Origin of the sequence: Streptomyces sp. NPDC048590, assembly GCF_043199535.1 — a bacterium.
Taxonomy (GTDB): Bacteria; Actinomycetota; Actinomycetes; order Streptomycetales; family Streptomycetaceae; genus Streptomyces.
Genome location: NZ_JBICWC010000010.1, coordinates 164,280 through 188,458, shown reverse-complemented (window position 1 = coordinate 188,458; position 24,179 = coordinate 164,280). Strand labels below are relative to the sequence as shown.

Here is a 24,179-nt window from a genome sequence, read left to right as displayed (position 1 = left end):
GCATGGGCATCGCAGACCAGTTCAAGGACAAGGCGCAGGAGCTCGCCGACCAGGCCAAGCAGCAGAAGGCCGGTGGCAAGCAGGGCGCGGCGCGCGAGCGTTCCGCCGACGCCCAGCGCCGCCCGGCGGGCCAGGCCCAGGGCCAGGCTCAGGGCCAGGGCCGTCGCCCCGAGGCGCGGGACCGCGCGCAGGGCGGCCAGGACCGTCCGCGTGAGCGTTCCGAGCGCTGACGGCTGACGCCCTGAGCGTCTGCGGTTGGTTGGGGCGTACCCGGTTTCCGGGTACGCCCCTTCTCGTGTGCCCGCGGCGGGGGGCCGCGCGCGGGCGGGTGCGCGGGTGCGCGGGCGGTGGCTCCGGAGGCGTGCGCGCGGGGCGAGGTGCGGTCGGAGGGCGACGGCGTGCGTGGTGCGGTGACCGGCGGGACACCGCGTGGGCCACGTCGGCCGGTCCGCCCCGGCCAGGTACTTCACCGCGGGAGGGGCAGGGCGACCGGTTCCGTCACCGCGGGGGAAGCGGTGGGCGGCGGAGGTCCGGGGCGGTGTCGTAGGTGGGGGGTGCGGAAGCCGGCCGGGCCGCCAGGAGGTCCAGGGCCACCCGCACGGCGTCGTCCAGTACCGCGTGGCGGCCCTCCGCCCAGTCCAACGGGGTCCGCTGCGCCTCGATGTCGGGCTCGACCCCGTGGTTCTCGACGGACCAGCCGTAGGCGTCGAACCAGGCCGCGTTCATCGGCACCGTGATCACCGTGCCGTCGCCCAGCTGGTGCCGTCCGGTCATGCCGACCACGCCGCCCCAGGTGCGCTGCCCGACCACCGGGCCCAGCTTCAGCAGCCGGAACGCGGCGGTGATCATGTCCCCGTCGGAGGACGTCGCCTCGTCGGCGAGTGCCACGACGGGCCCCCGCGGGGCGTTGGAGGCGTAACTGACCGCCTGGGCGTTGCGGGTCAGGTCCCAGCCCAGGATCGTCCGGGTCAGCTTCTCCACGACGAGTTCGCTGATGTGGCCGCCCGCGTTGCCCCGTACGTCGACGATCAGCGCGGGGCGCGAGACCTCCAGACGCAGATCGCGGTTGAACTGGGCCCAGCCGGAGCCGCCCATGTCCGGGATGTGCAGGTACCCGCACTTTCCGTGGCTCAACTCGCGTACGACGGAACGGCGTTTGGCCACCCAGTCCTGGTAGCGCAGCGGCCGTTCGTCGACCAGCGGGACGATCGCGATGCGGCGGGAGCGCCCGCCGCCCTCGCCGCCCGCCGGGCGGAAGGTCAGGTCCACCGTGGTGCCGCCCGCCGCGGTCAGCAGCGGGTAGGGGCCGGCGACCGGGTCGACCGGCCGGCCGTCCACATGGGTAAGGACGGCGCCCTCCCGGATTCCCGTACCGGCGAGCGGTGAGCGCGCCTTGGAGTCGGACGAGTCGCCGGGCAGGATGCGCAGAAGCGTCCAGTCGCCGTCCCGGCAGACGAAGTTGGCGCCCAGCAGCCCGATCGCCCGCTGGTAGTGCGGCGGCCCCTCGTTGCGGCGGGCGGGTGAGACGTACGCGTGGGAGGTGCCCAGCTCGCCGAGGACCTCGCGCAGCAGATCGGCGAACTCGTCGGGGGAGGAGACCCGTTCGACGAGCGGACGGTACTGCTCCAGGACGGCGTCCCAGTCGATGCCGCACATGTCCGGTTCCCAGAAGTAGGACCGGATGATGCGTCCCGCCTCGCCGTAGGCCTGGCGCCACTCGGCCGCCGGATCGACGTCGTGCAGGATGCGCCGCAGATCCAGGTAGACCGTCGAGTCGCTGTCGCCGGACTCGGTGGACGGTACGGCGCGCAGCTCGCCCTCGTCCATGACGACCAGCCGGGTCCCGTCGCCGCTGACCGCGAACCAGTCGAGGTCGTCGACGAGTTCGGTCCTGCGGGCCTTGGCGATGTTGAAGTGTTCCAGGGTGGGCCGGCCGGACTTGTCGGCCGGGTTCGCGAACGTCTCGCCGAGCGCGCCCGAGATCGGCCAGCGCAGCCACACGAGACCGCCGCCGCTGACCGGCTGGAGCCCGGAGTACTTCGACGCCGAGACCGGGAAGGGGGTCACCCGGCTCTCCAGTCCCTCGAACTCCACGATGACCGTCGGCCCTTCGACCGGACCCTCCGGGATGTCCACCGGGTCGAGTCCCCCGGCGGCCGGTCTGCCGTCGGGGAGCAGGGCGAAGGGGGAGGGCGTCGCGGACGAGAGCGGGACGAGGTAGGGGCGGCAGCCCAGCGGGAAGGACAGGTCGCCGGTGTGGACGTCGTACACGGGATCGAACCCGCGCCAGGAGAGGAAGGCCAGGTAGCGGCCGTCGCCGGTGAAGACGGGGTTCTCGTCCTCGAAGCGGCCGTTGGTGACATCCACGGTCACCGGGGCGTCGGGCCCGGTGATCCGAGCCAGCTTGATCTGGCGCAGGGACCGTCCGACGCCGGGATGCGACCAGGTCAGCCAGTGGCCGTCAGGGGAGAAGGCCAGGTCGCGGACCGGGCCGTTGACGGAGCGGATGAGCTCGGTGATCCCGTCCTCAGAAGTCCCGAGCAGGTCGAGGACGCCCGAAGGGGCCGGTGTCCTGGGCGGGGCGACCGGTGCGGGCGCCTCCGGGGAATCGTCCGGGGGGCCGTCGTCCCCGGACGCCGGGCCCAGGAGGCCGCCGGTCTCCTCCACGGCCGTCTCCAGCAGCAGGAGGCGTCCGTCGTTCGACGCGATGGCCAGCCGCTCGCCGTCCGGGTCCGAGACCATCTCGTGGACCCGGCCCAGGCGCCCGGCCGCCAGCCGCCGGGGCGGGCGGTCGCCGCTGGCCCTGGGGAGATGGGCGATCTCGATCGCGTCCTCGCCCTCGGCGTCCGTCACGTACGCGACCTGGCCGCTGCTGCCGAGCATCTCCGGCAGCCGGACCCGGACCCCGGGGGTGTCGGAGATGGTGCGGGCGGGGCCGTCGCGGTGGGTGAGCCAGTAGAGGCTGCCGCGTACGGAGACGGCGCTGGCCCTACCCGTCTCGTCCACGGACAGCGAGGAGACATGACTGGAGGCGGGCACCTGGTAGGTGCGCCGCCCGGTGCGCGGACCGCCCGTCCGCACCTCCAGCTTCCGGGGCTTCGCGTCCGGGGACTCCAGGTCCTCGACGATCCACAGGTCGCCGCCGCACTGGTAGACGACCCGGGAGCCGTCGCCGGAGGCGTGCCGGGCGTAGAAGGCGTCGTGGTCGGTGTGCCTGCGCAGGTCACCGCCGTCGGTCCGGCAGGAGTAGAGGTTGCCCACGCCCTCGTGGTCGGAGAGGAAGGCGATCCGCCCTCCGACGAACATCGGGGCCTCCAGATGACCGCCGATGTCCGGCAGCAGCCGCTCGCCGTGCAGCCACAGCCGGCCCGTCGCCCCGCCCCGGTAGCGCTTCCAGGCCGCCGGTTCGTGCGGGGGCTTCCCGGTCAGCAGCAGGGTGCGCCGTTTGCCGTCGATGTCGGCGACCGCGATGTCGGAGACGGGCCCCCAGGGGAGTCTGCCGCCGGGGCTGCCGTCGGTCGGGAGGCTGTAGGCCCACGAGAAGTAGCTGAACGGCTGGTTGTGCGAGGACACGGCGAGGATCTGCGACGAGTCCCCCGGATCGGGCGTCCAGCCGCAGACCCGGGCGTCCGTTGAGCCCCAGTGGCTCAGCCGGCGGGCCGGACCGCCGTCCACCGGGACGACGTGGATCTCGGGATCGAGGGTGCGCCACGTGGTGTAGGCGATCCGGCTGCCGTCGGGCGAGAAGCGGGGGTGACCGAGTCTGGTCCGGTCGACCGTCAGCCGCCAGGCCCGGCCGGGCCGCTGCGCCGCCGGTGCGAGCGGGGAGACCCACAGGTCGTCCTCCGCCACGAAGCAGAGCAAGTCCTTGTGGAGGTGCGGGAAGCGGAGATACGCGGCGTCGTCACTCACCCTTCAATGCTTTCCGCGCGCAGGGCCCCCGGCAACTTGTGGTGCGCGACACAAGCGAAACTGTCCCGTTTCGCTAGGAGAGGGGAGTACCGTCAAGGTGTACGAAACAGTTTCGTTCCGTTAGTCGATCTTCGATGATGATCGTCGGCTGACGTACGATCCTGCGGACGCGAGGAAGAGGAGGTCGATCCATGGCACGCAGCCGGCTCACGCCCGAACGCGAGGGCGAGCTGTACGAGGCCGTGCTCGACCTGCTGGGCGAGGTCGGCTACGAAGCCCTGACCATGGACGCCGTCGCGGCCCGCACCCATTCCAGCAAGGCCACCCTCTACCGCCAGTGGGGGAGCAAGGCCGAGCTGGTCGTCAAGGCGCTCCGGAACGACAAGCCGGTGAGTCTCGGCGACATCGACACGGGCTCGCTCCGCGGTGACTTCCTCGCCGTGATGGCGCGCACCGACGACTGCCAGATGGAGCGGAACTCCGCGCTGATGCGGGGGCTGAGCCATGCCGTCCACAACAACCCCGACCTCTTCCAGGCGCTGCGGGAACTGCTGATCGAGCCGGAGATGACCGGTCTCGGGACGATGCTCCAGCGGGCCGTGGACCGAGGAGAGGTGCGCTCGGACAACCCGGCGCTCCCCTATGTCCCTCACATGATGATCGGCGCCTTCGCCGCTCGTGAGCTGGTGGAGGAACGGCCGGTCGACCAGGCATTCCTCACCGACTACGCGGAAGCCGTGGTGTTCCCCGCCCTCGGCGTCTGACGTCCCCTCCACCCCGTACGAACTGCTCCCCGACGCTCCACCTGACACGCCGCTCTCGTCGTCGGGCTGGTTCCTCACGCCCTCTTCCACTCAACGACCTGACCGGGAGTACCCCTCCGTGGCTACATTCCTGTACAAACTTGGACGGCTCGTCTTCCGACGGCGCCGTTATGTCGCCCTGATCTGGGTGGCCCTGCTGGCCCTGGCCGGCTTCGGCGCCTCCTCCGCGGCCACCGCCACCTCCAGCTCCTTCTCGATCCCCGGCACCGAGGCCCAGAAGGCCTTCGACCTGCTGGAGGAACGATTCCCCGGGGCCAGTGCCGACGGCGCCACCGCCCGGGTCGTCTTCGGGGCGCCCGCGAACGAGAAGGTCACCTCGGCGGCCAACAAGGCCGAGATCCAGGAGATCGTCAAGGAGCTGAAGTCCGGCTCCGACCAGGTCGCCTCGGTCGCCGACCCGTTCGCCGCGAAGGCCGTCAGCCAGGACGGCTCGACCGCCTACATCTCGGTGTCCTACAAGGTCAACTCCATGGAGCTGACCGACGCGACCCGGGACGCCCTGGAGGACGCGGGGCACGACGCCCAGAAGAGCGGCATGAAGGTGGAGATCGGTGGTGACGCCCTCCAGGTCATGCCGGAGACCGGCGCGACCGAGATCATCGGTGTCGCCATCGCCGCGGTCGTCCTGGTCATCACCTTCGGTTCGCTGATCGCCGCAGGGCTGCCGCTGCTGACCGCCCTGATCGGGGTCGGTATCGGGGTCTCCACGATCACCGCGCTGGCCAACGTACTGGACCTCGGCTCCACCACCTCGACCCTCGCGATGATGATCGGCCTCGCCGTCGGCATCGACTACGCGCTGTTCATCGTCTCGCGCTACCGCGCCGAGCTGGCCGAGGGCCGCGAACGTGAGGAAGCCGCCGGGCGCGCGGTCGGCACGGCGGGATCCGCCGTGGTCTTCGCGGGGCTGACCGTGGTCATCGCGCTGGTGGGCCTCGCCGTCGTCAACATCCCGATGCTGTCGAAGATGGGCTTCGCCGCCGCCGGCACGGTCGCGATCGCCGTCCTCATCGCGCTCACCCTCGTCCCGGCGATGCTGGGCTTCGCGGGCAAGCGGGTCATGGGACGCAAGGCGCGCAAGGCCGCCGAGGCCGAGAACAAGCCCGAGGCGAAGCCGAACATGGGTACCCGCTGGGCACGCTTCGTACTGCGCCGCCCGGTCTGGGTGCTGCTGGTGGGCGTCCTCGGGCTCGGCGCGATCGCCGTCCCGGCCTCCTCGCTGGAGATGGGTCTCCCGGACGACGGCGCCCAGCCGAAGTCGACGACCCAGCGCCAGGCGTACGACATGCTCTCCGACGGCTTCGGCCCCGGGTTCAACGGTCCGCTGATGGTCGTCGTCGACACCGCGAACAGCTCCGACGGCAAGGCCGCGGTGAGCAGGGTCTCCGACGAGATCGAGGGCACCGGCGGCGTCGCCGCCGTCACCCCGGCCACCTTCAACAAGGCCGGCGACACCGCGACCATCACCGTCATCCCGAAGGACCGGCCGAGCTCCGTCGAGACGGAGAACGTCGTCCACGCCATCCGTGACGCGGGTACGGACATCAAGAGCGACACCGGTGCCGAGGTGCTGGTGACCGGCGCCACGGCGATGAACATCGACTTCTCGCAGAAGATGAACGACGCGCTGCTGCCCTACCTGGCGCTCGTCGTCGGCCTGGCGTTCCTGCTGCTGATGGTGGTCTTCCGCTCGGTCCTCGTCCCGCTGAAGGCGGCCCTCGGCTTCCTGCTCTCCGTGGTCGCGGCCCTCGGCGCCGTCGTCGCGGTCTTCCAGTGGGGCTGGCTCGGATCGCTCTTCGGGGTCGAGCAGACCGGTCCGATCATGAGCATGATGCCGATCTTCATGGTGGGCGTCGTCTTCGGCCTCGCGATGGACTACGAGGTCTTCCTGGTCACGCGGATGCGCGAGGCGTACGTCCACGGGGAGACGCCGGGACAGGCGATCGTGACCGGCTTCAAGCACGGTGCACGGGTGGTCACGGCCGCCGCGGTGATCATGATGGCCGTCTTCGCCGGCTTCATCGGCTCCTCCGAGCAGATGATCAAGATGATCGGCTTCTCGCTGGCCATCGCGGTGTTCTTCGACGCCTTCGTGGTCCGTATGGCGATCGTTCCCGCCGTGCTCGCCCTGCTGGGCAGGCGTGCCTGGTGGCTGCCGCGCTGGCTGGACCGTGTGCTGCCCAACGTGGACGTTGAGGGTGAGGGCCTGCGCAAGGAACTCTCCGACGGTCCGGCCGAGGGCGGCGGGGAGCGGGAACTGGTCCGCGTCTGACCCGCCTGAACCCCGGGGTCCGCGCCTGAGCGGAGCGTGGCCCCGGAGCGCCGGTTACCTGTGGGGACGGGGGGCCGGAGCGACGACGAGCCCCCGTGCGCACGCGCACGGGGGCTCGTCCTTTCGCGCTCAGGCGGTCGTCGCGGCCGCCGGAGCGGTCGTGGGCCGCGCCGGTGCCACCGCGTGGATCCGCGTGAGGAACCTGATGAGGGGAGCGTTGTCGAACTGGAGGACGGCGACGCCGTCCTGCGAGTGCAGCTCCAGCACGACCTGGGCCCGGCCGCAGGGCCACACCCGGATGTCGTCGCGGGTCACCGGGGAACGCAGGCCGCGCTCCAGGAGGTCGAGGCCGAAGGCCCAGTCCACACCGCCGGGGAGTCCCACATGGACCGTCCCCGGCTTCTCGGGGTCGTGGCGCAGCTCCACGGGGACCAGGCGCGGGTCGGGACCGTCGGTGATGAGCCGGGCGCGGACGTCTTCTCGGATCACTGGGGACATGGGCCGGCTCCTCCTGTGTAGAACTCTCCTCCCCAATGTCCCATAATTTCCCATTTGGGCATTTCGGAGGCTGGGTAGTTGTCATGCCTGCGCTCTTGCGAACGCTTCGCAACAGGGCCCTATCATTAGGCGGTTCCCGACCCCGCCAGCAGCAACGCCCGAAAGCGGAGCCACTCCATGCATGTACCCGACGGTTTCATCAACGCACCTGTCTCCGCCGTGGCCGGTGTCGTCGCCGCGGGCGCCGTGGCGGTCAGCCTCCGGGGCGCCCGGCGCGAACTGGACGAAAAGACCGCCCCGCTGGCCGGGCTCGTCGCCGCGTTCATCTTCGCCGTCCAGATGCTGAACTTCCCCGTCGCCGCCGGCACCAGCGGCCACCTCCTGGGCGGGGCGCTGGCGGCGATCCTGGTCGGACCGTACACAGGGGTGCTCTGCATAGCCGTGGTCCTGCTGATGCAGGGCATCCTCTTCGCCGACGGCGGTCTCACCGCGCTCGGCGTGAACATCACGGTCATGGGCGTCGTCACCACCGTCGTCGCCTACGCCCTCTTCCGGGTACTGACCAAGGTGCTCCCGCCCACGCGCCGCTCGACGACCGTCGCCTCCTTCGTCGCCGCGCTGGTCTCCGTCCCGGCCGCGGCCGTCGTCTTCACCCTGATCTACGCCGTCGGCGGCACCACCGACGTCCCCGTCGGCAAGGTCCTCACCGCGATGGTCGGCGTCCATGTGCTGATCGGTATCGGAGAGGCCGTGATCACCGCGCTGACCGTGGGTGCCGTGATCGCCGTACGTCCCGACCTGGTGCACGGGGCCCGGGGGCTCACCGCCCCGCTCAAGCTCCGTGTCGACGGTGAGCTCGTCGACGCCCCCGCCGCCACCCCCGCGCCCGCCCCGGCCGCCGCACGCTCCACCCGGAAGGTGTGGGCCGCCGGACTGGCCGCCGCCGTCGTCCTCGCCGGCTTCGTCTCCTTCTACGCCTCCGCCAGCCCCGACGGCCTGGAGAAGGTCGCCGCCGACAAGGGAATCGACGAGAAGGTCCAGGAGCACGGAGCGGCCGACTCCCCGCTCGCCGACTACGGCGTCAAGGACATCAGCAACGCCCGGATCTCCGGAGGGCTCGCCGGAGTGATCGGCGTCGGCGTCACCGTCGCCGTCGGCAGCGGGGTGTTCTGGGCCGTCCGCAAGCGCCGCACCCCCGACGAGCACCGCACCGCGGAAGCCGTCTGACATGGGCGCCGGCCACGCGCACACGCTCTACCGGCACGGGCACTCGCCCGTCCACGCACTGCCCCCGCACTGCAAGCTCGCCGCGGTGCTCTGCTTCGTCGTGGTCGTCGTCTCCACCCCGCGCGAGGCGGTCTGGGCCTTCGGGCTGTACGCCCTGCTGCTCGCCGCCGTCGCCGCGGTGGCCCGGATCCCCGCCGGATTCCTGCTGAAGCGTCTCCTCATCGAGGTGCCCTTCGTCGCCTTCGCCCTGCTCATGCCGTTCGTCGTACCCGGCGAACACACCGAGATCCTCGGCGTCCCCGTCAGCGTCCCCGGCCTCTGGGACGCCTGGAACGTCCTCGCCAAGGGGACCCTCGGCGTGGCCGCCTCCGTGCTCCTCGCCTCCACCACCGAGCTGCGTGCCCTGCTGCTCGGCCTCCAGCGGCTCAGGCTGCCCCCGCTGCTCGTGCAGATCGCGTCCTTCATGATCCGCTACGGCGACGTCATCACCGACGAACTGCGCCGGATGTCCGTCGCACGCCGCTCCCGCGGGTTCGAGGCGCGCGGCGTACGGCACTGGGGCGTCCTCGCGAAGACGGCCGGCGCCCTCTTCATCCGGTCCTACGAGCGCGGCGAGCGCGTCCACCTCGCGATGGTCAGCCGCGGCTACACCGGCACCATGCCCGTCATCGACGAGGTCACCGCCTCCCGGACCCAGTGGGCGCACGCCGCGGCACTCCCGGTGCTCGCCCTCCTGGTCTGTCTGCTGGGATGGACCGTATGAGCCCTTCCACCGCCCCCGTACCCTCCCTGGAGGTCAGCGGCCTCGCCTACGCCTATCCGGACGGCCACCAGGCCCTCTTCGGCGTCGACCTGACCGTGGACCGCGGGGAGCGCGTCGCGCTGCTCGGGCCCAACGGCGCGGGCAAGACGACCCTGGTCCTCCACCTCAACGGCATCCTCGACGCCGGTGCCGGAACCGTCCGGGTCGCCGGGCTGCCCGTGGACAAACGGAACCTCGCGGAGATCCGGCGCCGCGTCGGCATCGTCTTCCAGGACCCCGACGACCAGCTCTTCATGCCCACCGTCCGCGAGGACGTCGCCTTCGGCCCCGCGGCCGCCGGACTGCGCGGTCCCGAACTGGAGGACCGGGTCACCACCGCGCTGAGGCGCGTCGGCATGGAGGAGTTCGCCGCACGCCCCCCGCACCACCTCTCCTTCGGGCAGCGCCGCCGGGTCGCCGTCGCCACCGTCCTGGCCATGGAGCCGGAGATCCTCGTCCTCGACGAGCCCTCCTCCAACCTGGACCCCGCCTCCCGCCGCGAACTCGCGGACATCCTGCGGTCCCTGGACATCACCGTCCTGATGGTCACCCACGACCTCCCCTACGCCCTCGAACTCTGCCCGCGGGCCGTCGTCCTCAGCGACGGGGTGATCGCCGCCGACGACCGCACACAGGACCTGCTCTGCGACGAGGAACTCATGCGCCGGCACCGGCTGGAGCTGCCCTTCGGCTTCGACCCGCGTTCCGTGTCCGTACCGCGTCCGTGAACAGATGGTGACCCGCCCCCCGTTCCACCTGCGGCGGGATGCACCATGGGGGGATGAGCGGGAGCGCGGGAGCAGGCGTGGACGTACGGGGCACGGTGGCACCGGGATTCGAGGCGGTACGGGACGCCTTCGTCCGTAACTTCGAGCAACGCGGGGAACGGGGAGCGGCGGTCGCCCTCTACCACCACGGCCGCAAGGTCGTGGACCTGTGGGCCGGCACGCGGGACGTCGACGGCAGCGAGCCCTGGGCCGTGGACACCGTCCAGATCGTCCGCTCGGCCGGGAAGGGCATCGCCGCCGCCGTACCGCTCCTGCTCCACCAGCGCGGGCAGGTCGACCTGGACGCGCCCGTCTCCACCTACTGGCCCGAGTTCAAGGCGAACGGCAAGGAACGCGTCCTCGTACGCGACATCCTCGCCCACCGCGCGGGTCTCGCCGCCCTCGACCAGCCGCTCACGCCCGAGCAGGCGACGGACCAGGTCTCCGGCCCGGAGGCGGTGGCCGCCCAGCGCCCCCAGTGGGAACCGGGCACCGACCACGGCTACCACGCCCAGACCTACAGCTGGCTCGTCGGCGAACTGGTGCGCAGGGCCACCGGCCGCACCATAGGCCGCTGGGTCGCCGAGGAGATCGCCCGCCCGCTGGGACTGGACTTCTGGTTCGGACTCCCCGAGGACGAGGCCCACCGGATCGGCCGGATCGGGCCCGTCGAACCGCCGCCCGTGGAAGGCGGCGGCGCCCTGCGCACCCGTCCCAAGCGGTCGGTGGTGGAGGCCTACGCCGACCCGGCGTCGCTGACCCGCCGCGCCTTCGGGGCGATCGACCCCCTCCCGGAGGAGAACGACCCCGCCTACCGTGCGGCCGAACTCCCCGCCTCCAACGGCGTCGCCACCGCACGAGGTCTCGCCCGCTGCTACGCGGCGATGATCGGCGAGGTGGACGGGCAGCGGCTGTTCGCCCCGGCGACCCTGACCCTCGCCCGTACCGAGGAGTCCGCGGGACCGGACCGGGTACTGGTCGTCAGCACCCGCTTCGGCCTCGGCTTCATGCTGCACGGACCGGCCGCGCCGCTGCTCGGCCCGGGATCGTTCGGGCACCCCGGCCGCGGCGGTTCGCTGGGGTTCGCCGACCCCGAATCCGGCATCGCGCTCGGTTATGTGACGAACGGTCTGCAGAAGGGAGTTACCGCCGACCCCCGTGCCCAGGCCCTGGTCAGGGCAGTACGGTCGGCGCTATGACTCCTCCACGCTTCGACGGGTACGCGGCGCTCCTGACCGGTGCCGGTCAGGGCATCGGCGCGGCCACCGCCCGCAGACTGGCCTCCGAGGGCGCCGCCGTGCTCGTCACCGACCTGGACGCCGGCAGGGCGGCCCGCACGGCCGCCGCGATACGCGAGGCGGGCGGCGCCGCCGAATCCATGGCCTGCGACGTCGGCTCGCGAGAAGCGGTCGAGGCCGCCGTCGCCCACGCCGTCACCGCCTTCGGCCGCCTCGACGTCCTGGTCAACAACGCCTACGCCAACCACGACGACGCCGCCCTCTTCGAGGACGAGGACGACGACTCCTGGGCCCACACCCTCGACATCACTCTCAGCGGGCCCTACCGCTGCTCCCGTGCCGCACTGCCGCACCTCGTCGACTCCGGGCGCGGGGCGATCGTCAACATCGGCTCGGTCAACGGCGAACAGGACTTCGGCGGTCACGCCTACAGCGCCGCGAAGTCCGGCCTCGCGAGCCTCACCCGCACCCTCGCCGGCCACGCGGGCCCGCGCGGTGTCCGCGTCAACCTCGTCGCCCCCGGCACCATCCGCACCGAGGCCTGGGCGGGACGTGACGACGCACTCAAGCGGGCCTCCGGGCTGTACCCCCTCGGGCGGATCGGCGAACCCGAGGACATCGCCTCCGCCGTCGCCTTCCTCGCCTCCGCCGACGCCGCGTGGATCACCGGCACGACGCTGCGGGTGGACGGGGGGCTCCTGGGCGTCAACACAGGGTTCCGCAAGGCGATGACCGGGGACGCCTGAGGTACCCCGGGCGCGGTACCGTGCCGGCCGCGCGCCGGAGCCCCACCGGCGTCAACTCGTGTGCAGCATCAGCCCGATGCCGACCACCATCAGCCCTGCCGCAGCGATCCGCGGGGCGCCGAAGCGCTCCTTGAAGAACAGGGCTCCGATCGCGGCGCCCACGATGATCGAGGACTCCCGCAGCGCCGCGATCGGCGCGAGCGGCCCCTTCGTCTGCGCCCACAGGACGAGACCGTAGGCGGCGACCGAGAGCGCGGCGCCGAGGAGGCCCCGCGCGGCGAACGGGCGCAGTTGGGAGACCAGTTGACCTCTTCGGCGCCAGAACGCGTAGGTGGGGATGGCGATCCCCTCCAGGATCATCAGCCAGGCGATGTAGCCCAGCGGTGTCCCCGAGGCGCGTACCCCGGCGCCGTCGACGGTGGTGTACCCGGCGATGGCCAGGCCCGTCGCCAGTGCCGCCAGGATCGCGGGCCAGTGGGGCCGCTTGCCGGAACCGCGGATGCCCCACAGGGCGAGGCCCACGAGCCCCGCCGAGGCCACCGCGACCCCCGCCGTCGCCCAGGCGTCCGGGCGCTCCCCGAGGAAGACCGCGGCCAGCAGGGTCACCACGAGCGGGGCCGTGCCCCGGGCGATCGGATACATCTGGCCGAAGTCGCCCAGGGTGAAGGAACGCATCAGCAGCAGCATGTACGCGACGTGCAGGGCGGCGGAGACCAGCAGGTACGGCCAGGCGCCCGCCGCGGGGAGCGGCGCGAAGACGGCCAGCAGGAGGCCGATCAGCGCGCCGCCGCCGGAGATCAGGGTGAAGGAGAGGAGCTGGTCGCGTATCGCGTGGGCGATCGCGTTCCAGCCGGCGTGCGTGATCGCGGCGGCCAGCACGGCCGCCGCCACCAGCGGGGTCACGCGGTCCGCTCGCGTACGTCCACGAGGGTGCCGCCCGCGAGCTCGACCAGACTGCCGGGATCGAGCCGGAAGACCGCGTGCGGGTGTCCCGCCGCCGCCCAGACCTCCTCGTGGGCGAGCAGGCCCCGGTCGGCCAGCACCCGGGTCCTCGTACGGTGGCCGAAGGGCGGCACCCCGCCGATCGCGTACCCCGTGGTCTCCCTGACCAGGTCCGCCCGCGCCCGCTCCACCTTGCCCGCGCCCAGCTCGGCACGTACGAGCTCCACGTCCACCCGGGACGATCCGTCCATCAGGACCAGCACGGGCACCCCGTCCGCCTCGAAGATCAGCGACTTGACGATCTGGCTGAGATCGCAGCCGATCGCCTCGGCCGCCTCCACGGCGGTGCGGGTGGCATCGGGGAAGCGGCGTACCTCGACCTGGAGACCCAGCTCCCGCAGCGCTTCGGCGAACCGGGGGTGTGCATCGGACGGAGTCGTGGCCGGGGTGGTGTCGGAAGTGCTCATGTCCGCACGCTACCGACCCGGCCCCGGCGCGGACCACAGCATTCCGGTGACCTGTGCCGATCCTCACGCGGCCCTTCGCGCGTGGCCGGACGTCCCTGGTCAGCCGCTGAGCTCGATGCGGGTTCCCGCGCCTCGCGCGTGGGCGGCGTCGATCAGGAGGCGGGCCGTGGCGAGGTCCTGGAGGCCGACGCCCACCGAGTTGAAGAGGGTGAGGTCGGTGTCCGAGGTCCGGCCCGGCCGCGTACCGGCGAGGACGTCGCCCAGCTCGCACCGGAAGTCGTCCTCGCCGAGCCTGCCCTCGGCGAGCGGGATGAGGACCTCGCCCGACTTGGCCCGGGCCGTGGTCCAGGCGTCGACGACGATCCGGCAGCGCAGGACGCCCTCGGTGTCGATCTCCCGGTGGTCGGGGCGGGGCGGGGCTCCCACCGCGTTGATGTGCTGCCCGGGCCGCATCCAGGCGCCCAGGACGACGGGCTCGCGCGAGGGGGTAAGGGTGCACAGCACGTCCGACGCCTCCGTCACCTCGCGCGGCCCGCTCAGCACGTCCGCCTCCACGCCGAGTTCGGTGCCGATCCATCGGGCCAGATCCTCGCTCCGGCCGGCGTCGCGCCCCCACAGCACGATCCGTTCGTAGCGGCGGCCCGGCAGCAGCGCCCGGGCGTGGGCACGGGCCAGCGGCCCGGTCCCGACGAGGCCCAGCACGCGGGCGTCCTCACGGGCGAGCGCCCGGGTGGCGACCGCGGTGGCCGCGGCGGTCCTCGCCCGGGTCACCTCGGCCCCGTCCAGGAGCGCCTCGCACGCGCCCGTGTCCGCGGACACGGCCAGCACGGCCGAGCGCTGGACGGGCAGGTCCCGTCCACGGTTGGCGGGGAGGTCCGCCAGGAGCTTCACGGTGGCGAGACCGGCCGGGGCCGAGGCCGCCGCCATCGCGAGGAACGTCCCGTCCGATCCCGGCAGCGGCATCGCCGGCGGCGGCGGCAGCACGGCCCGTCCCAGGGCCAGATCGAGGTGGCAGCTCTCCACCGCCTTCTCGACGTCCTCCCGTACGTCCGCGAGCAGCGCGGCGATGTCGGAGCGGGTCAGGATCAGCGTCATGGCGTTCGTCCTCAGGGGGTGGAGGGGTGCGGGTGCGGGTGCCGGCGGCAGGTCAGGTGCCGCGTAGAAAGGGGACGGTGAGCCCGGACGGCGCACGGCTCCGGCCTACCAGGCCGCTCACCGCCAGCAGCGCGATGACGTACGGCAGCGTCGTCAGGAGCGGCGCGGAGAGGTGCAGGCCGAGCGCGGGCGCCACGAACTGGAGGGACTGGGCGACCCCGAAGAAGAGACAGGCCAGGATCGTCGGCCAGGCACGCCAGCGGCCCGCGATCACCGCGACGACCGCGAGGTAGCCGATGCCGCCGGTCATGTTGTCGCTGAAGGCGTGCACCTCGGACAGGGCCAACTGCGCCCCCGCCAGGCCCGACACCGCCCCGGTGAGCAGCACGGCCGCGTACCGCACGGCGCGGACGGGCAGGCCGCAGCGGTCGGCGGTGGTCGCGTCCTCGCCGATCGCGTCCACGGCCAGACCCCACCCCGTGCGCCTGCTGAAACCGACGGCCAGGGCCGCGGCGACGGCGAATGCCGCGTAACCGAGGACCGTCTGCTCGAAGAGCGCCGGTCCCAGGACGGGTATCCGGTGCAGAAGCGGGACGGCGACCGGGTCGAAGCCGGGGACGGAGTCCGCCTCGCCGTCGCCGAGGAGGACACGGGCGCCGTAGGTCGTCGCGCCGAGGGCGAGGGCGTTGGCGGTGATGCCGGTGACGATCTGGTCGGCCCTCAGGACCACGCTGAGCAGGCCCTGGAGCGCCGCGAAGAGCAGCCCGGCGGCCAGCGCCGCCAGCACACCCACCCCGGCGCTCCCCGAGGCCAGGGCCCCGGCGGCCCCGGCGAAGGCGCCGGTCAGCATCATCCCCTCGACGGAGAGGTTGAGCACCCCGGCGCGTTCGCTCAGCAGCTCGCCCGACGAGGCCAGCAGCAGCGGCACGGCCAGGCGGACACCACCGGAGGCGAGTTCCTCCACGACCGCGCTCATGAGGCCCTCCCGTTACGTGCGGTGGTGAACATGGCGGCGGCTACGAACAGGACGAGCAGGCTCTGCACGATCTGTACGGAGGAGGCGGGGACCCCGGCCGCGAGCTGGAGGTTGATGCCGCCGTTGGTGAGGAAGCCGAAGAGGAGCGACACGCCCACGACGGCGGTCAGCGAGCCGCGGGCGAGCAGACCCACCACCAGCCCGGAGAAGCCGTAGCCGGAGGAGAAGTGCTCGGCCAGCACGTACGGGGCGATCGCGACGAGACTCGCGCCGGCGAGGCCCGCGGCGGCGCCGGCGAAGGCCAGGCCGCCGGTCTCCAGACCGGTCACGGGCAGGCCGAGACGGGCGGAGGCGGCGGGGGAGTGGCCGACGGACCGCAGCCGCAGCCCGATCGCCGAGTGCCTCAGCGCGACGCCGGCGACCACGGCGACGACGGCCGCGACGACGACGATCGCCGTCGCGGGTGATTCGATCGACCCGAGAAGCGGCAGCCGTGCCCCCTCGGGCAGCGGAGCGGACTGCGGCAGCGTCTCCGAGGAGGTCACCGGCTGGCGCAGCAGCGCCTCCTCGTGGACGGCGACCGAGACGAGTCCCACGCCGACGAAGTTCAGCAGCAGCGTGGTGATGACCTCGCTGGTGCCCCTGCTCGCACGCAGCCAGCCGGCGATCCCGGCCCAGGCACCGCCCGCCACGCAGCCCGCGACGAGCACCAGGGGGACGCCGAGCACGGCCGGAACACCGGCGGGCAGGGCCACGCCCACGGCCCCCGCGGCCAGTCCGCCCGCGCAGAGCTGCCCCTCACCGCCCACGTTCACCAGCCCCGCGCGGTGGGCGACGGTGAACCCGGTCGCGATGAGGGCGAGCACGGCCGCCGAGTTGAGCGAGCTCCCCACGGCGTACGGCGACCCGAACATGCCCTCGACGAGGGCGTCCCAGGCGGCTCCCGGCTGTGTACCCGCGCCCTCCACCAGCGCGATGCCCACGACACCGGCGAGTACGACCGCCAGCACGCCGACGGTGACGGGGTGCCGCAGTGCGGGGGCGACTCGGTCGGCCGCCGAGCGGAGGACGGGCACGGGCGCCGGGGCGGACAGGGGCGGGGGTGACATGGCGGCTCCTCGGGACGGCGGGGCGGGACGGGCACGGGCTGGTCCTGCGGGGATCACGGTGGGCGGGCGGATCAGCCCGCGGGCTCGGGAGCCGCGCTCTCTCCCTCGGTATCCGGTGAGTGCGCCCCGAGCATCAGGGCGCCGATGCGCTCCCGGGCGTCCGGGAGCGCAGGGTCGACGGGACCCAGCAGCCTGCCGCGGTAGGCCACGCTGATCCGGTCGCACAGGACCAGGAGTTCGGAGAGCTCGCTGGAGACCACGAGTACGCCGGTCCCCGCGGCGGCGGCCTCGCGGACCCTGGTGTGCACGGCCGCGACCGCCCCGATGTCCAGGCCGCGGGTGGGCTGGGCGGCTGCCAGACAGACCAGCGGGTCGAGCGCGAGTTCCCGTGCCAGCACCACCTTCTGCTGGTTCCCGCCGGACAGCGAGGACATGAGGGCGCCCGGCCCGTCCGCGCGTACGCCGTGCCCGGTGAGCACCGCGTCCGCCGCGCGGGCCATCTCCCGCCGGTCGAGGAACACCCCGTAACGGCGGAAGCGGTCGAGCCGGCCGAGGAACAGGTTCTCCGCGACCGTCAGTCGCGGCACACACCCTTCGTGCAGCCGGTCCTCGGGCACCACACCGAGGCCTGCCCGGCTCCGCCCGCGCGGCGGGACCCGGGTGATGTCGCGGCCGTCGAGATCCACCCGGCCCGCGGTCGGTGCGAGCGATCCGCCGAGCAGGGCCATGAGTTCGCTCTGGCCGTTGCCCTCGACCCCGGCGATCCCGACGATCTCCCCGAAGCCGACCTCCAGGGAGACCTCCTCCAGCGCGGAGGTCCCGTCGGGGCGCCGGACGCTTACCTCGTGCAGCCGCAGAGCAGTCCCCGTACGGCCTCCGGCCGCCCGCGCAGTGGTGCCGGTCCCGGACTCCGCGGGCAGGCCGGCGGTCGCGGTCCCGGGCTCCACGGGCAGGCCGATGGTCCCGGCGAGCCCCGCGTCCAGCGTGACGGCGGCCCGTCCGATCATCAGCGGAACCAGCCGCTCGGGCGGCAGTTCGGCGAGCGGCCCGCCCCCTGACACCCGTCCGCCGCGCAGAACGGTGGCCGCGTCCCCGGCGCGCGCGACCTCGCCGAGCTTGTGCGTCACCAGCACGACCGCGTGCCCGGCCCCGACGATCCGGCGGCAGGTCGCCAGCAAAGCGTCCGTCTCGGCCGGTCCCAGGACGCCGGTGGGTTCGTCCAGGACGAGGAGGCGGGGCTCGCGCAGCAGCGCCTTGACGATCTCGACGCGCTGGCGCACGCCGACGGGCAGTTCGCCCACCCGCGCGTCCAGGTCCACGTCGAGCCCGTACTCCTCGCGCACCCGTGCCACCCGGCGCGGCAGGTCCCGCAGCCGCAGCAGGCGCAGGTTCTCGCCGACCGTCAGGGTCGGTACGAGGCTGAAGTGCTGGTGGACCATGGCGATTCCGGCGGCGAGCGCGTCGGCGGGCCGCCGGGGGGCGTACGGCTCGCCGTAAAGCCGCAGGGCGCCCTCGTCGGGGGTGAGTGAGCCGCCGACGACGTGGCAGAGGGTCGACTTGCCGGCGCCGTTCTCGCCGAGCACGCAGTGCACGGTGCCGGCCTCGACGACGAGGTCCACCGAGTCCAGCGCCCGCATCGGCCCGAACGACCTGGTGAGCCCGGAGATCTCCAGGGCGGGAGCGAGGGCGTTCATCGGGTGGTGATCTCGCCCTCGGTGATCTTCCGCTTCAGCTCGTCGAGCCTCTCGCCCACCTTCGGGTCGGTGGTGTCGCAGAGCACGATGTCGTTGTGGGGCTCCTCGAAGGTCAGCCCGAAGTGGACCGCCTCGGCCTTCCAGTCACCGGCGACCAGGTGGTCCACGGCGTACTCGATCTCCGCGCCGATGTCCGTCTCCACATACCCGGCGTACGCCGGGTCGCTGCCGCACTCGTGGGCGATCGGGCCGCCGATGAGCGCCCCACCGCGCTGGCCGGCCGCCTGGGCGACGCCCTTGTGGCCGAGGTTGAGGACCTGCCCCAGGACGTCCGCACCGGCGCCGAAGTCGGCGAGGGCGGACTGCTTGGCCTTGGCCACGTCGTTGAAGTCACCGACGTACTGCGGAGGGAGGACCTTCACGCCGGGGGAGGCGGCCTCGGCGCCGTTGGCGTACTCCTTCGCGGCGTTCACGATCGCCGGGAGTTCCGCCCCGCCGATGAAGCCGACGGTCCCGCTCTTCGAGAGCAGTGCGGAGGCGGCGCCGGAGAGGAAGGCCGCCTCGGCCTGCTGGGGGTCGTAGAGCGAGAGGTTCGCGAGGGGCTTCCCGTCCGCCGGACCGCCGATCTCGGCGAACTTCACCTTCGGGAAGCGGGCCGCGACGTTGCGCACGTCGGCATCGGTCTGGCCGCCGAGGGAGATCACCAGGTCCGAGGTGGTGGCGAAGCGGACCAGCGCCTTCTCGTAGTCGGCCGTCGCGACCTGCTCCACCTTGCTGAACTCCACGGCGCCGGCGTGCTTCTTCTCCGCCCGCTGGTAACCGAGGTGGGCCGATCCCATGAAGCCGTCGTCGGACAGCGAACCGGGGAAGAGGACGCCGACCTTGAGGGTCCCGCCGCCCTTCCCTCCGTCGCCCCCTCCGTCGCCCGAGGGAGAGCCGCCGCAGGCGGTCAGCAGGAGCATCCCCGACAGGACGGACGCGGATACGGCGACGGAGATCGGGTGGGGTCGGGAAGAAGCCACTGGGATGCCTCCAGGGGACGGGGCCCGTGAGCCGGTTAGTGGTATACCGCTATGGCGCCCAAGTTTCCGGGTCGATTGTTGCCACCGTGTTAGCGAGCGGTTAGCAGTGATGGACCCGGCGCGCGGTCCGCATACGGTGGGACCGTTCCGAACCCGGAGGAAACCCTTGGTGACAGCAGCCCGACCGTCCGACGCGGGACGTCCCTCGCTGCGCGATCTCGCGTACGAGACCCTGCGGCGGCGCATCATCGAGGTCGAACTCCAGCCCGGTGAGCGCCTGGTGGAACGCGACCTGGCCGACGAACTGGAGGTCTCACGCATCCCGCTGCGCGAGGCGCTCAGGCTGCTGGCGGCCGACGGGCTCGTGGTGCTGGTGCCCCACCGGGGCGCCCTGGTCGCGCCCTTCACCCCGGGCGACGTGCGGGACCTCTTCGACGTACGCGAATCGCTGGAGTCCCTGGCCGCCCGGCTGGCGGCCGAGCGGGCGGACGAGGAGGGGCTGGCGCGTCTGGCGGCCGGGCTGGAGGAGGCCCGTACCGCGACCCGCGCGCACGACCGCGCGGCGATAGCGGCCGCCAACGCCGCCTTCCACACCGACATCGTCGAACTCGCGGACAACGCCTTGCTCAGTGGTGTGATGCGCCCTCTGGAGGCGCGCATGCACTGGCTCTTCCGTCTGACGGCCCAGCGCGACCCTGACCGGCAGTGCGCCGAGCACGAGCGGATGTACGAGGCCATCGCCGCCCGGGACGCCGACCTCGCGGCGCGTCTCGCGCACGAGCACGTGGCGGACGGCCGCGCCACCAGCCTCGCCCTCGCGGAGCAGTGGTCCCACCCGGACATCGACCCCGAGGTGATCGCCGGACGACGCCGGCGGGGGCGGGCGGACCCGGGAAAGCGGACCGGGCCGGAGGCGTGATCCGCCTCCGGCCCGGCCGGTGAGTCCTACCTCGGTCCCGCGCGCCTACGACCCCGCGCGCAGCACCGCGGCCACCACCGGGCCCGCCGCGTCACCGCCGTGGCCGCCGGACTGGACGACCGCGGCAGCCGCGAGGTCGTTGCTGAAGCCGGTGAACCAGCTGTTGGAGGTGGCCTGCCCGTCGACCTCGGCCGAGCCTGTCTTGGCGCCCTTGTCGCCGCCCACCGAGGCCATCGCCGCCTTGCCGGTGCCCCAGGAGGCGGTGGCCCGCATCATGGCGTTCAGCTGCTGGGTCACACCCGGCGACAGCGAGCGGGACGCGGTGGCGAGCTGACGGTCGTCCAGGGACTGCGGGACGATCACGGGCTGGCGAAACGTCCCGTTGTGCGCGGTCGCGGTGATGGACGCGATGTTCAGCGCGTTCATCTGGACGGTGCCCTGACCGATGTACTGGGCCGCCGCCACGCCGCCGGTCTCCTCAGGCACGCTGCCGTCGAATGAGCTGATCCCGGTCTTCCAGTCGAGACCGATCCCGAACACGTCGCGGGCGATCTTGGGGAGCGCCGATTCGTCGTGGGTGTCGTCGATCAGCTTGATGAAGGCGGTGTTGCAGGAACGAGCGAAGCTGGTGGTGAAGTTGCTGGAGGGGGGGAGTGAGAAGTGGGCGAGGTTGTGGAACGTGGTGCTTTGCCAGGTCGCTTCCTGTGGGCATTCCACCGGGCTGTTGGCTGTGACCAGGCCCTTCTCCAGCAGCATCGCCGCCGTCGCTATCTTCAGGGTCGACCCGGGTGCCTGCTTGCCCAGCATCGCCGCGTTGAAGCCGGTCGCCGGGTTGTTGGCGACGGCCCGTATCGACCCGGTCGACGGCCTGATGGCGACCACGGACGCCGAGCTGAACTGCTTGACCGCCTTCTCCGCGGCCGCCTGCGCGTCCGCGTCGAGCGTGGTCTGCAGCTTGCCGGGCTTGCCCTTGGCGAGCGTGAGCAGCGTCGTGTTCGGCAACTGTGCGTCCGCCGGCTCGATCCAGGTCTCGATGCCCGGTGAACCGCCGGTGGTGTCCCCGTACTTCTCGCGCAGGGTGTCCAGGATCGGCCCGAGGGACGGGTAGCTCTCCTTGTCCAGCACCTTGCCGTTGTGGTCGACGGCCTCGATCGCCGCGGTCGACGACTCACCGGTCTTCAGCGTGGCGCCCTCGGTCAACTGCGGGTGGATGACCGTGGGCTGCCAGTCGACCAGCGCCTTCCCGGTCGTCAGGCCGCGCACCACGGTCAGTTCGGAGGAGTACGACCAGGGCTTGGTCTTCCCCTCGAAGGACACCGTCGCCTTCACCGTGTACGGCACCTTGGTGCCGACGGCGGGACCGGGAGTGATCACGGCCTTGGTGACATGGGCGTCCTCGGCGTACCCGGCCAGCAGCGGCTCGGCCCCCGCCTCGTTGTTGGTGAGCAGCGAGGCGGCCGACGCGTCGCCGGACGCCCACGCCTTGAGGAACCCCTTGGCGGTTTCCTCGATCTCCTTCTTGTCCGGCGGTCCGGTCCTCACCTCGGAGGACTCGGAGGCCGTCTCGATCCCCGGGCCCGCGTCACCCCCGAGCAGCACCTCGTACGCGCCGTAGCCGAGCCCCCCGGCCACCAGTACGAACACTCCGCCGACTATCGCGACCTTCGCTCCACCGCGCATCCGCGCTCCCCCATTGTCCCCGTGAAACCTTGTTGAACACGTTCAACAAGGCCTTCCCTGAGGCACTTTACGGGACCTGGGTGCCTTCTGAGGAGGTTGTTACCGGACCGCGATGCCCGGCGAGAGAGCGCTTTCCGCCAAGTCCGGGGCTGCGCCGGGCAAGCCACCGGCAGGAGGGCCCGGCGGATAGCCGGGCCCTCCTGGTTCGTTTCCCTGCTAGACCCACGTATCCAGCCACATCCGGTCGCGCCAGGACGTGTCCGGGATCGGGCTGCCCGTGTAGATGGGCCAGAAATAGATGAAGTTCCAGACGATCAGCAGCACCAGCACACCCGCCGCGATCGCACCCAGGGTGCGTCTGCGCTCCCCCGTCGGGTCGGTGGACTTCATGCCGAGGCGGTCCTTGGTGCCCGCGCCCGCCGCCGGGCCCAGCAGCGCGCCGATCATCATGGTGACCGCGAGGCAGAGGAACGGGACGAAGACCACCGCGTAGAAGAGGAAGATCGTCCGCTCCTGGTAGAAGAACCAGGGCACCCAGCCGGCCGCGACCCCGCACGCGATGGCGCCGGCGCGCCAGTCGCGGCGGAAGAACCAGCGCCACAGGACGTACAGCAGGGCGACGCACGACGCCCACCAGAGCAGCGGGGTGCCGAGCGCCAGAACCTCGCGGGCGCACTTGCCGGTCTCCGAGGTGAGGCAGCCCGTCTGCTCCTCGTAGAAGTACGAGACCGGGCGCCCGAGGACGATCCAGCTCCACGGGTTGGACTGGTAGGTGTGGCCGGACGTCAGGCCGATGTGGAACTCGTAGACCTGGTACTCGTAGTGCCACAGGCTGCGCAGCCAGTCCGGCAGCCAGGTCCAGCTGCCGCCCTTGCCGTCGGTGGCGGCCCAGTTGCGGTAGTAGCCCTTGTCCGTGACGATCCAGCCGGTCCAGGACAGGACGTACGTGCCGATCGCGACGGGCACCGTGGAGACGAACGCCGGAAGCAGGTCGCGCAGGACCACCGCGCGGTAGGGCTGCACCGCGCCCGCCGTGCGCCGGGCGCCCACGTCCCAGAGCACCGCCATCACGCCGAAGGCCGCCAGGATGTAGAGCCCGTTCCACTTCGTGGCGAAGGCGAGGCCGAGCACCAGACCGGCCGCGATCCGCCAGGGGCGCCACCCCAGGCGGAGCGTTTCCGCGACATGGGCGTCCGGGCGCAGCAGCCCGTCCTCGTCCACCGGGAGGGCGGCGGCCAGCTTGCGGCGGGACCAGTCGCGGTCGACGAGCAGACACCCGAACGCCGCGAGCACGAAGAACATCAGCACCAGGTCGAGCAGCGCGGTACGGCTCATCACGAAGTGCAGCCCGTCCACGGCCAGCAGGGTGCCGGCCAGGCAGCCCAGGAACGTCGAACGGAACAGCCTGCGCCCGATACGGCAGAGCATCAGCACCGAGAGGGTGCCGAGCAGCGCCACCATGAACCGCCAGCCGAACGGCGTGAACCCGAAGATCTGCTCGCCGATCCCGATGATCCACTTGCCGACCGGCGGATGGACGACGTAGCCCGGGTCGACCGGGACGTCCACCGAGGACGGGTCCCTGAGGATCAGCTTGTCGACGTCCTTGGGCCAGGAACCCTCGTACCCCTGGTTCACCAGCGCCCAGGCGTCCTTGGCGTAGTACGTCTCGTCGAATATCACCGCCTTCGGACTGCCGAGGTTCCAGAACCGCAGCACCCCGGCGACCAGCGCGACCAGGAGCGGCCCGCCCCAGGCGGACCAGCGCACCAGGCGCTCCGCGAGAACCGGCGGCACCGAGAGCACGTCCCAGAACTGCCGGCCGGGGCGGTTGTAGGGCGGTACGAGGCGCTCGCGCAGCCCCGTCTCCGGCCTCGGCGCGTGGCCGAAGCGGCGCAGCCGCCGCTGCCAGGAATGCGGCTGGTCAGCGGCGTGTTCCCCGGCGTCGTCGCCTTGCCGGGCCTCGGGTGCGGTACTCGTCACCGCGCC

General features: G+C 72.3%; 20 protein-coding genes. 9 read left to right on the top strand and 11 right to left on the bottom strand.

The genetic code is table 11. The annotated features are described in order from the left end of the window. The first annotated feature begins 2 nt into the window (after window positions 1–2). Window positions 3–230 carry a hypothetical protein gene (locus ACGFNN_RS27575; RefSeq protein WP_362540375.1) on the top strand — a complete coding sequence of 76 codons (228 nt, stop codon included), beginning with the start codon at window positions 3–5 and terminating at the stop codon, window positions 228–230. Between the two features lie 268 nt (window positions 231–498). Here ACGFNN_RS27575 and ACGFNN_RS27570 read toward each other — a convergent pair whose 3' ends face one another. Further along, complete coding sequence (locus ACGFNN_RS27570; RefSeq protein WP_393559846.1) at window positions 499–3,912, bottom strand: S41 family peptidase; 3,414 nt, start codon at window positions 3,910–3,912, stop codon at window positions 499–501. Between the two features lie 191 nt (window positions 3,913–4,103). Here ACGFNN_RS27570 and ACGFNN_RS27565 point away from each other — a divergent pair, with 191 nt between their 5' ends. After that, the gene (locus ACGFNN_RS27565) at window positions 4,104–4,676 is read left to right on the top strand and encodes a TetR/AcrR family transcriptional regulator (RefSeq protein ID WP_393559844.1); all 573 of its coding nucleotides are present in this window, start codon (window positions 4,104–4,106) and stop codon (window positions 4,674–4,676) included. 118 nt (window positions 4,677–4,794) lie between these two features. Beyond that, entirely contained in the window at window positions 4,795–7,008 is a 2,214-nt protein-coding gene (locus ACGFNN_RS27560; RefSeq protein WP_393559842.1) for an MMPL family transporter, read from the top strand. Window positions 7,009–7,137: 129 nt separating this feature from the next. On the opposite strand, the gene ACGFNN_RS27555 is transcribed toward ACGFNN_RS27560, so the two are convergent. Next, entirely contained in the window at window positions 7,138–7,506 is a 369-nt protein-coding gene (locus tag ACGFNN_RS27555) for an SsgA family sporulation/cell division regulator (RefSeq protein ID WP_393559840.1), read from the bottom strand. 177 nt (window positions 7,507–7,683) lie between these two features. Here ACGFNN_RS27555 and ACGFNN_RS27550 point away from each other — a divergent pair, with 177 nt between their 5' ends. The 5 genes from ACGFNN_RS27550 to ACGFNN_RS27530 all read left to right on the top strand — a co-directional run bounded on the left by ACGFNN_RS27550 (window position 7,684) and on the right by ACGFNN_RS27530 (window position 12,286). Beyond that, window positions 7,684–8,733: an energy-coupling factor ABC transporter permease gene (locus ACGFNN_RS27550; RefSeq protein WP_393559838.1), complete on the top strand. Its 1,050-nt coding sequence runs from the start codon at window positions 7,684–7,686 to the stop codon at window positions 8,731–8,733. Between the two features lies 1 nt (window position 8,734). Further along, window positions 8,735–9,496, top strand: a complete 762-nt coding sequence (gene cbiQ, locus ACGFNN_RS27545) for a cobalt ECF transporter T component CbiQ (protein ID WP_393559837.1) — start codon at window positions 8,735–8,737, stop codon at window positions 9,494–9,496. Continuing rightward, the gene (locus ACGFNN_RS27540; protein ID WP_393559835.1) at window positions 9,493–10,263 is read left to right on the top strand and encodes an energy-coupling factor ABC transporter ATP-binding protein; all 771 of its coding nucleotides are present in this window, start codon (window positions 9,493–9,495) and stop codon (window positions 10,261–10,263) included. Before cbiQ ends, ACGFNN_RS27540 begins: the two co-directional genes overlap by 4 nt. A gap of 77 nt (window positions 10,264–10,340) precedes the next feature. Beyond that, window positions 10,341–11,501 carry a serine hydrolase domain-containing protein gene (locus tag ACGFNN_RS27535; RefSeq protein ID WP_393560120.1) on the top strand — a complete coding sequence of 387 codons (1,161 nt, stop codon included), beginning with the start codon at window positions 10,341–10,343 and terminating at the stop codon, window positions 11,499–11,501. Beyond that, a complete protein-coding gene (locus ACGFNN_RS27530; RefSeq protein ID WP_393559833.1) occupies window positions 11,498–12,286 on the top strand; it encodes an SDR family NAD(P)-dependent oxidoreductase in 789 nt (262 codons plus the stop codon). Before ACGFNN_RS27535 ends, ACGFNN_RS27530 begins: the two co-directional genes overlap by 4 nt. Before the next feature lie 51 nt (window positions 12,287–12,337). Here ACGFNN_RS27530 and ACGFNN_RS27525 read toward each other — a convergent pair whose 3' ends face one another. The 7 genes from ACGFNN_RS27525 to ACGFNN_RS27495 form a co-directional block, all read right to left on the bottom strand. Continuing rightward, window positions 12,338–13,189, bottom strand: coding sequence for an EamA family transporter (locus ACGFNN_RS27525; protein WP_393559831.1), 852 nt, complete (start codon window positions 13,187–13,189; stop codon window positions 12,338–12,340). Continuing rightward, complete coding sequence (locus ACGFNN_RS27520; RefSeq protein WP_393559829.1) at window positions 13,186–13,695, bottom strand: YbaK/EbsC family protein; 510 nt, start codon at window positions 13,693–13,695, stop codon at window positions 13,186–13,188. The genes ACGFNN_RS27525 and ACGFNN_RS27520 overlap by 4 nt, the downstream gene beginning before the upstream one ends. Before the next feature lie 99 nt (window positions 13,696–13,794). Continuing rightward, a complete protein-coding gene (locus tag ACGFNN_RS27515; RefSeq protein WP_393559827.1) occupies window positions 13,795–14,790 on the bottom strand; it encodes an ornithine cyclodeaminase family protein in 996 nt (331 codons plus the stop codon). A 52-nt stretch (window positions 14,791–14,842) separates the two neighbouring features. Further along, complete coding sequence (locus tag ACGFNN_RS27510) at window positions 14,843–15,766, bottom strand: ABC transporter permease (RefSeq protein ID WP_393559825.1); 924 nt, start codon at window positions 15,764–15,766, stop codon at window positions 14,843–14,845. Beyond that, window positions 15,763–16,875, bottom strand: a complete 1,113-nt coding sequence (locus tag ACGFNN_RS27505) for an ABC transporter permease (protein WP_393559823.1) — start codon at window positions 16,873–16,875, stop codon at window positions 15,763–15,765. The genes ACGFNN_RS27510 and ACGFNN_RS27505 overlap by 4 nt, the downstream gene beginning before the upstream one ends. Window positions 16,876–16,946: 71 nt before the next feature. Then, window positions 16,947–18,569, bottom strand: a complete 1,623-nt coding sequence (locus ACGFNN_RS27500) for an ABC transporter ATP-binding protein (RefSeq protein WP_393559821.1) — start codon at window positions 18,567–18,569, stop codon at window positions 16,947–16,949. Further along, on the bottom strand, window positions 18,566–19,591 hold the full coding sequence (locus tag ACGFNN_RS27495; RefSeq protein WP_393559819.1) for a BMP family protein: 1,026 nt from the start codon (window positions 19,589–19,591) through the stop codon (window positions 18,566–18,568). Before ACGFNN_RS27495 ends, ACGFNN_RS27500 begins: the two co-directional genes overlap by 4 nt. 169 nt (window positions 19,592–19,760) lie before the next feature. Between ACGFNN_RS27495 and ACGFNN_RS27490 the strand changes: the two genes are divergently transcribed. Continuing rightward, window positions 19,761–20,510: a GntR family transcriptional regulator gene (locus tag ACGFNN_RS27490; protein WP_393559817.1), complete on the top strand. Its 750-nt coding sequence runs from the start codon at window positions 19,761–19,763 to the stop codon at window positions 20,508–20,510. A gap of 45 nt (window positions 20,511–20,555) precedes the next feature. Here the strand turns inward: ACGFNN_RS27490 and ACGFNN_RS27485 are convergent, their stop codons facing one another. Both ACGFNN_RS27485 and ACGFNN_RS27480 read right to left on the bottom strand, forming a co-directional pair. Continuing rightward, window positions 20,556–22,190 carry a penicillin-binding transpeptidase domain-containing protein gene (locus ACGFNN_RS27485; protein ID WP_393559815.1) on the bottom strand — a complete coding sequence of 545 codons (1,635 nt, stop codon included), beginning with the start codon at window positions 22,188–22,190 and terminating at the stop codon, window positions 20,556–20,558. A 216-nt stretch (window positions 22,191–22,406) separates the two neighbouring features. After that, a complete protein-coding gene (locus ACGFNN_RS27480) occupies window positions 22,407–24,173 on the bottom strand; it encodes a dolichyl-phosphate-mannose--protein mannosyltransferase (RefSeq protein ID WP_393559813.1) in 1,767 nt (588 codons plus the stop codon). Window positions 24,174–24,179: the final 6 nt, after the last annotated feature.

What these genes read in the sequence shown, in the direction of transcription:
- ACGFNN_RS27575 (WP_362540375.1), top strand. Translation starts at nt 3, where the DNA reads ATGGGCATCGCAGACCAGTTCAAGGACAAGGCGCAGGAGCTCGCCGAC.
- ACGFNN_RS27565 (WP_393559844.1), top strand. Translation starts at nt 4,104, where the DNA reads ATGGCACGCAGCCGGCTCACGCCCGAACGCGAGGGCGAGCTGTACGAG.
- ACGFNN_RS27555 (WP_393559840.1), bottom strand. Translation starts at nt 7,506, where the DNA reads ATGTCCCCAGTGATCCGAGAAGACGTCCGCGCCCGGCTCATCACCGAC.
- ACGFNN_RS27550 (WP_393559838.1), top strand. Translation starts at nt 7,684, where the DNA reads ATGCATGTACCCGACGGTTTCATCAACGCACCTGTCTCCGCCGTGGCC.
- cbiQ (WP_393559837.1), top strand. Translation starts at nt 8,735, where the DNA reads ATGGGCGCCGGCCACGCGCACACGCTCTACCGGCACGGGCACTCGCCC.
- ACGFNN_RS27540 (WP_393559835.1), top strand. Translation starts at nt 9,493, where the DNA reads ATGAGCCCTTCCACCGCCCCCGTACCCTCCCTGGAGGTCAGCGGCCTC.
- ACGFNN_RS27530 (WP_393559833.1), top strand. Translation starts at nt 11,498, where the DNA reads ATGACTCCTCCACGCTTCGACGGGTACGCGGCGCTCCTGACCGGTGCC.
- ACGFNN_RS27520 (WP_393559829.1), bottom strand. Translation starts at nt 13,695, where the DNA reads ATGAGCACTTCCGACACCACCCCGGCCACGACTCCGTCCGATGCACAC.
- ACGFNN_RS27515 (WP_393559827.1), bottom strand. Translation starts at nt 14,790, where the DNA reads ATGACGCTGATCCTGACCCGCTCCGACATCGCCGCGCTGCTCGCGGAC.
- ACGFNN_RS27510 (WP_393559825.1), bottom strand. Translation starts at nt 15,766, where the DNA reads ATGAGCGCGGTCGTGGAGGAACTCGCCTCCGGTGGTGTCCGCCTGGCC.
- ACGFNN_RS27505 (WP_393559823.1), bottom strand. Translation starts at nt 16,875, where the DNA reads ATGTCACCCCCGCCCCTGTCCGCCCCGGCGCCCGTGCCCGTCCTCCGC.
- ACGFNN_RS27500 (WP_393559821.1), bottom strand. Translation starts at nt 18,569, where the DNA reads ATGAACGCCCTCGCTCCCGCCCTGGAGATCTCCGGGCTCACCAGGTCG.
- ACGFNN_RS27485 (WP_393559815.1), bottom strand. Translation starts at nt 22,190, where the DNA reads ATGCGCGGTGGAGCGAAGGTCGCGATAGTCGGCGGAGTGTTCGTACTG.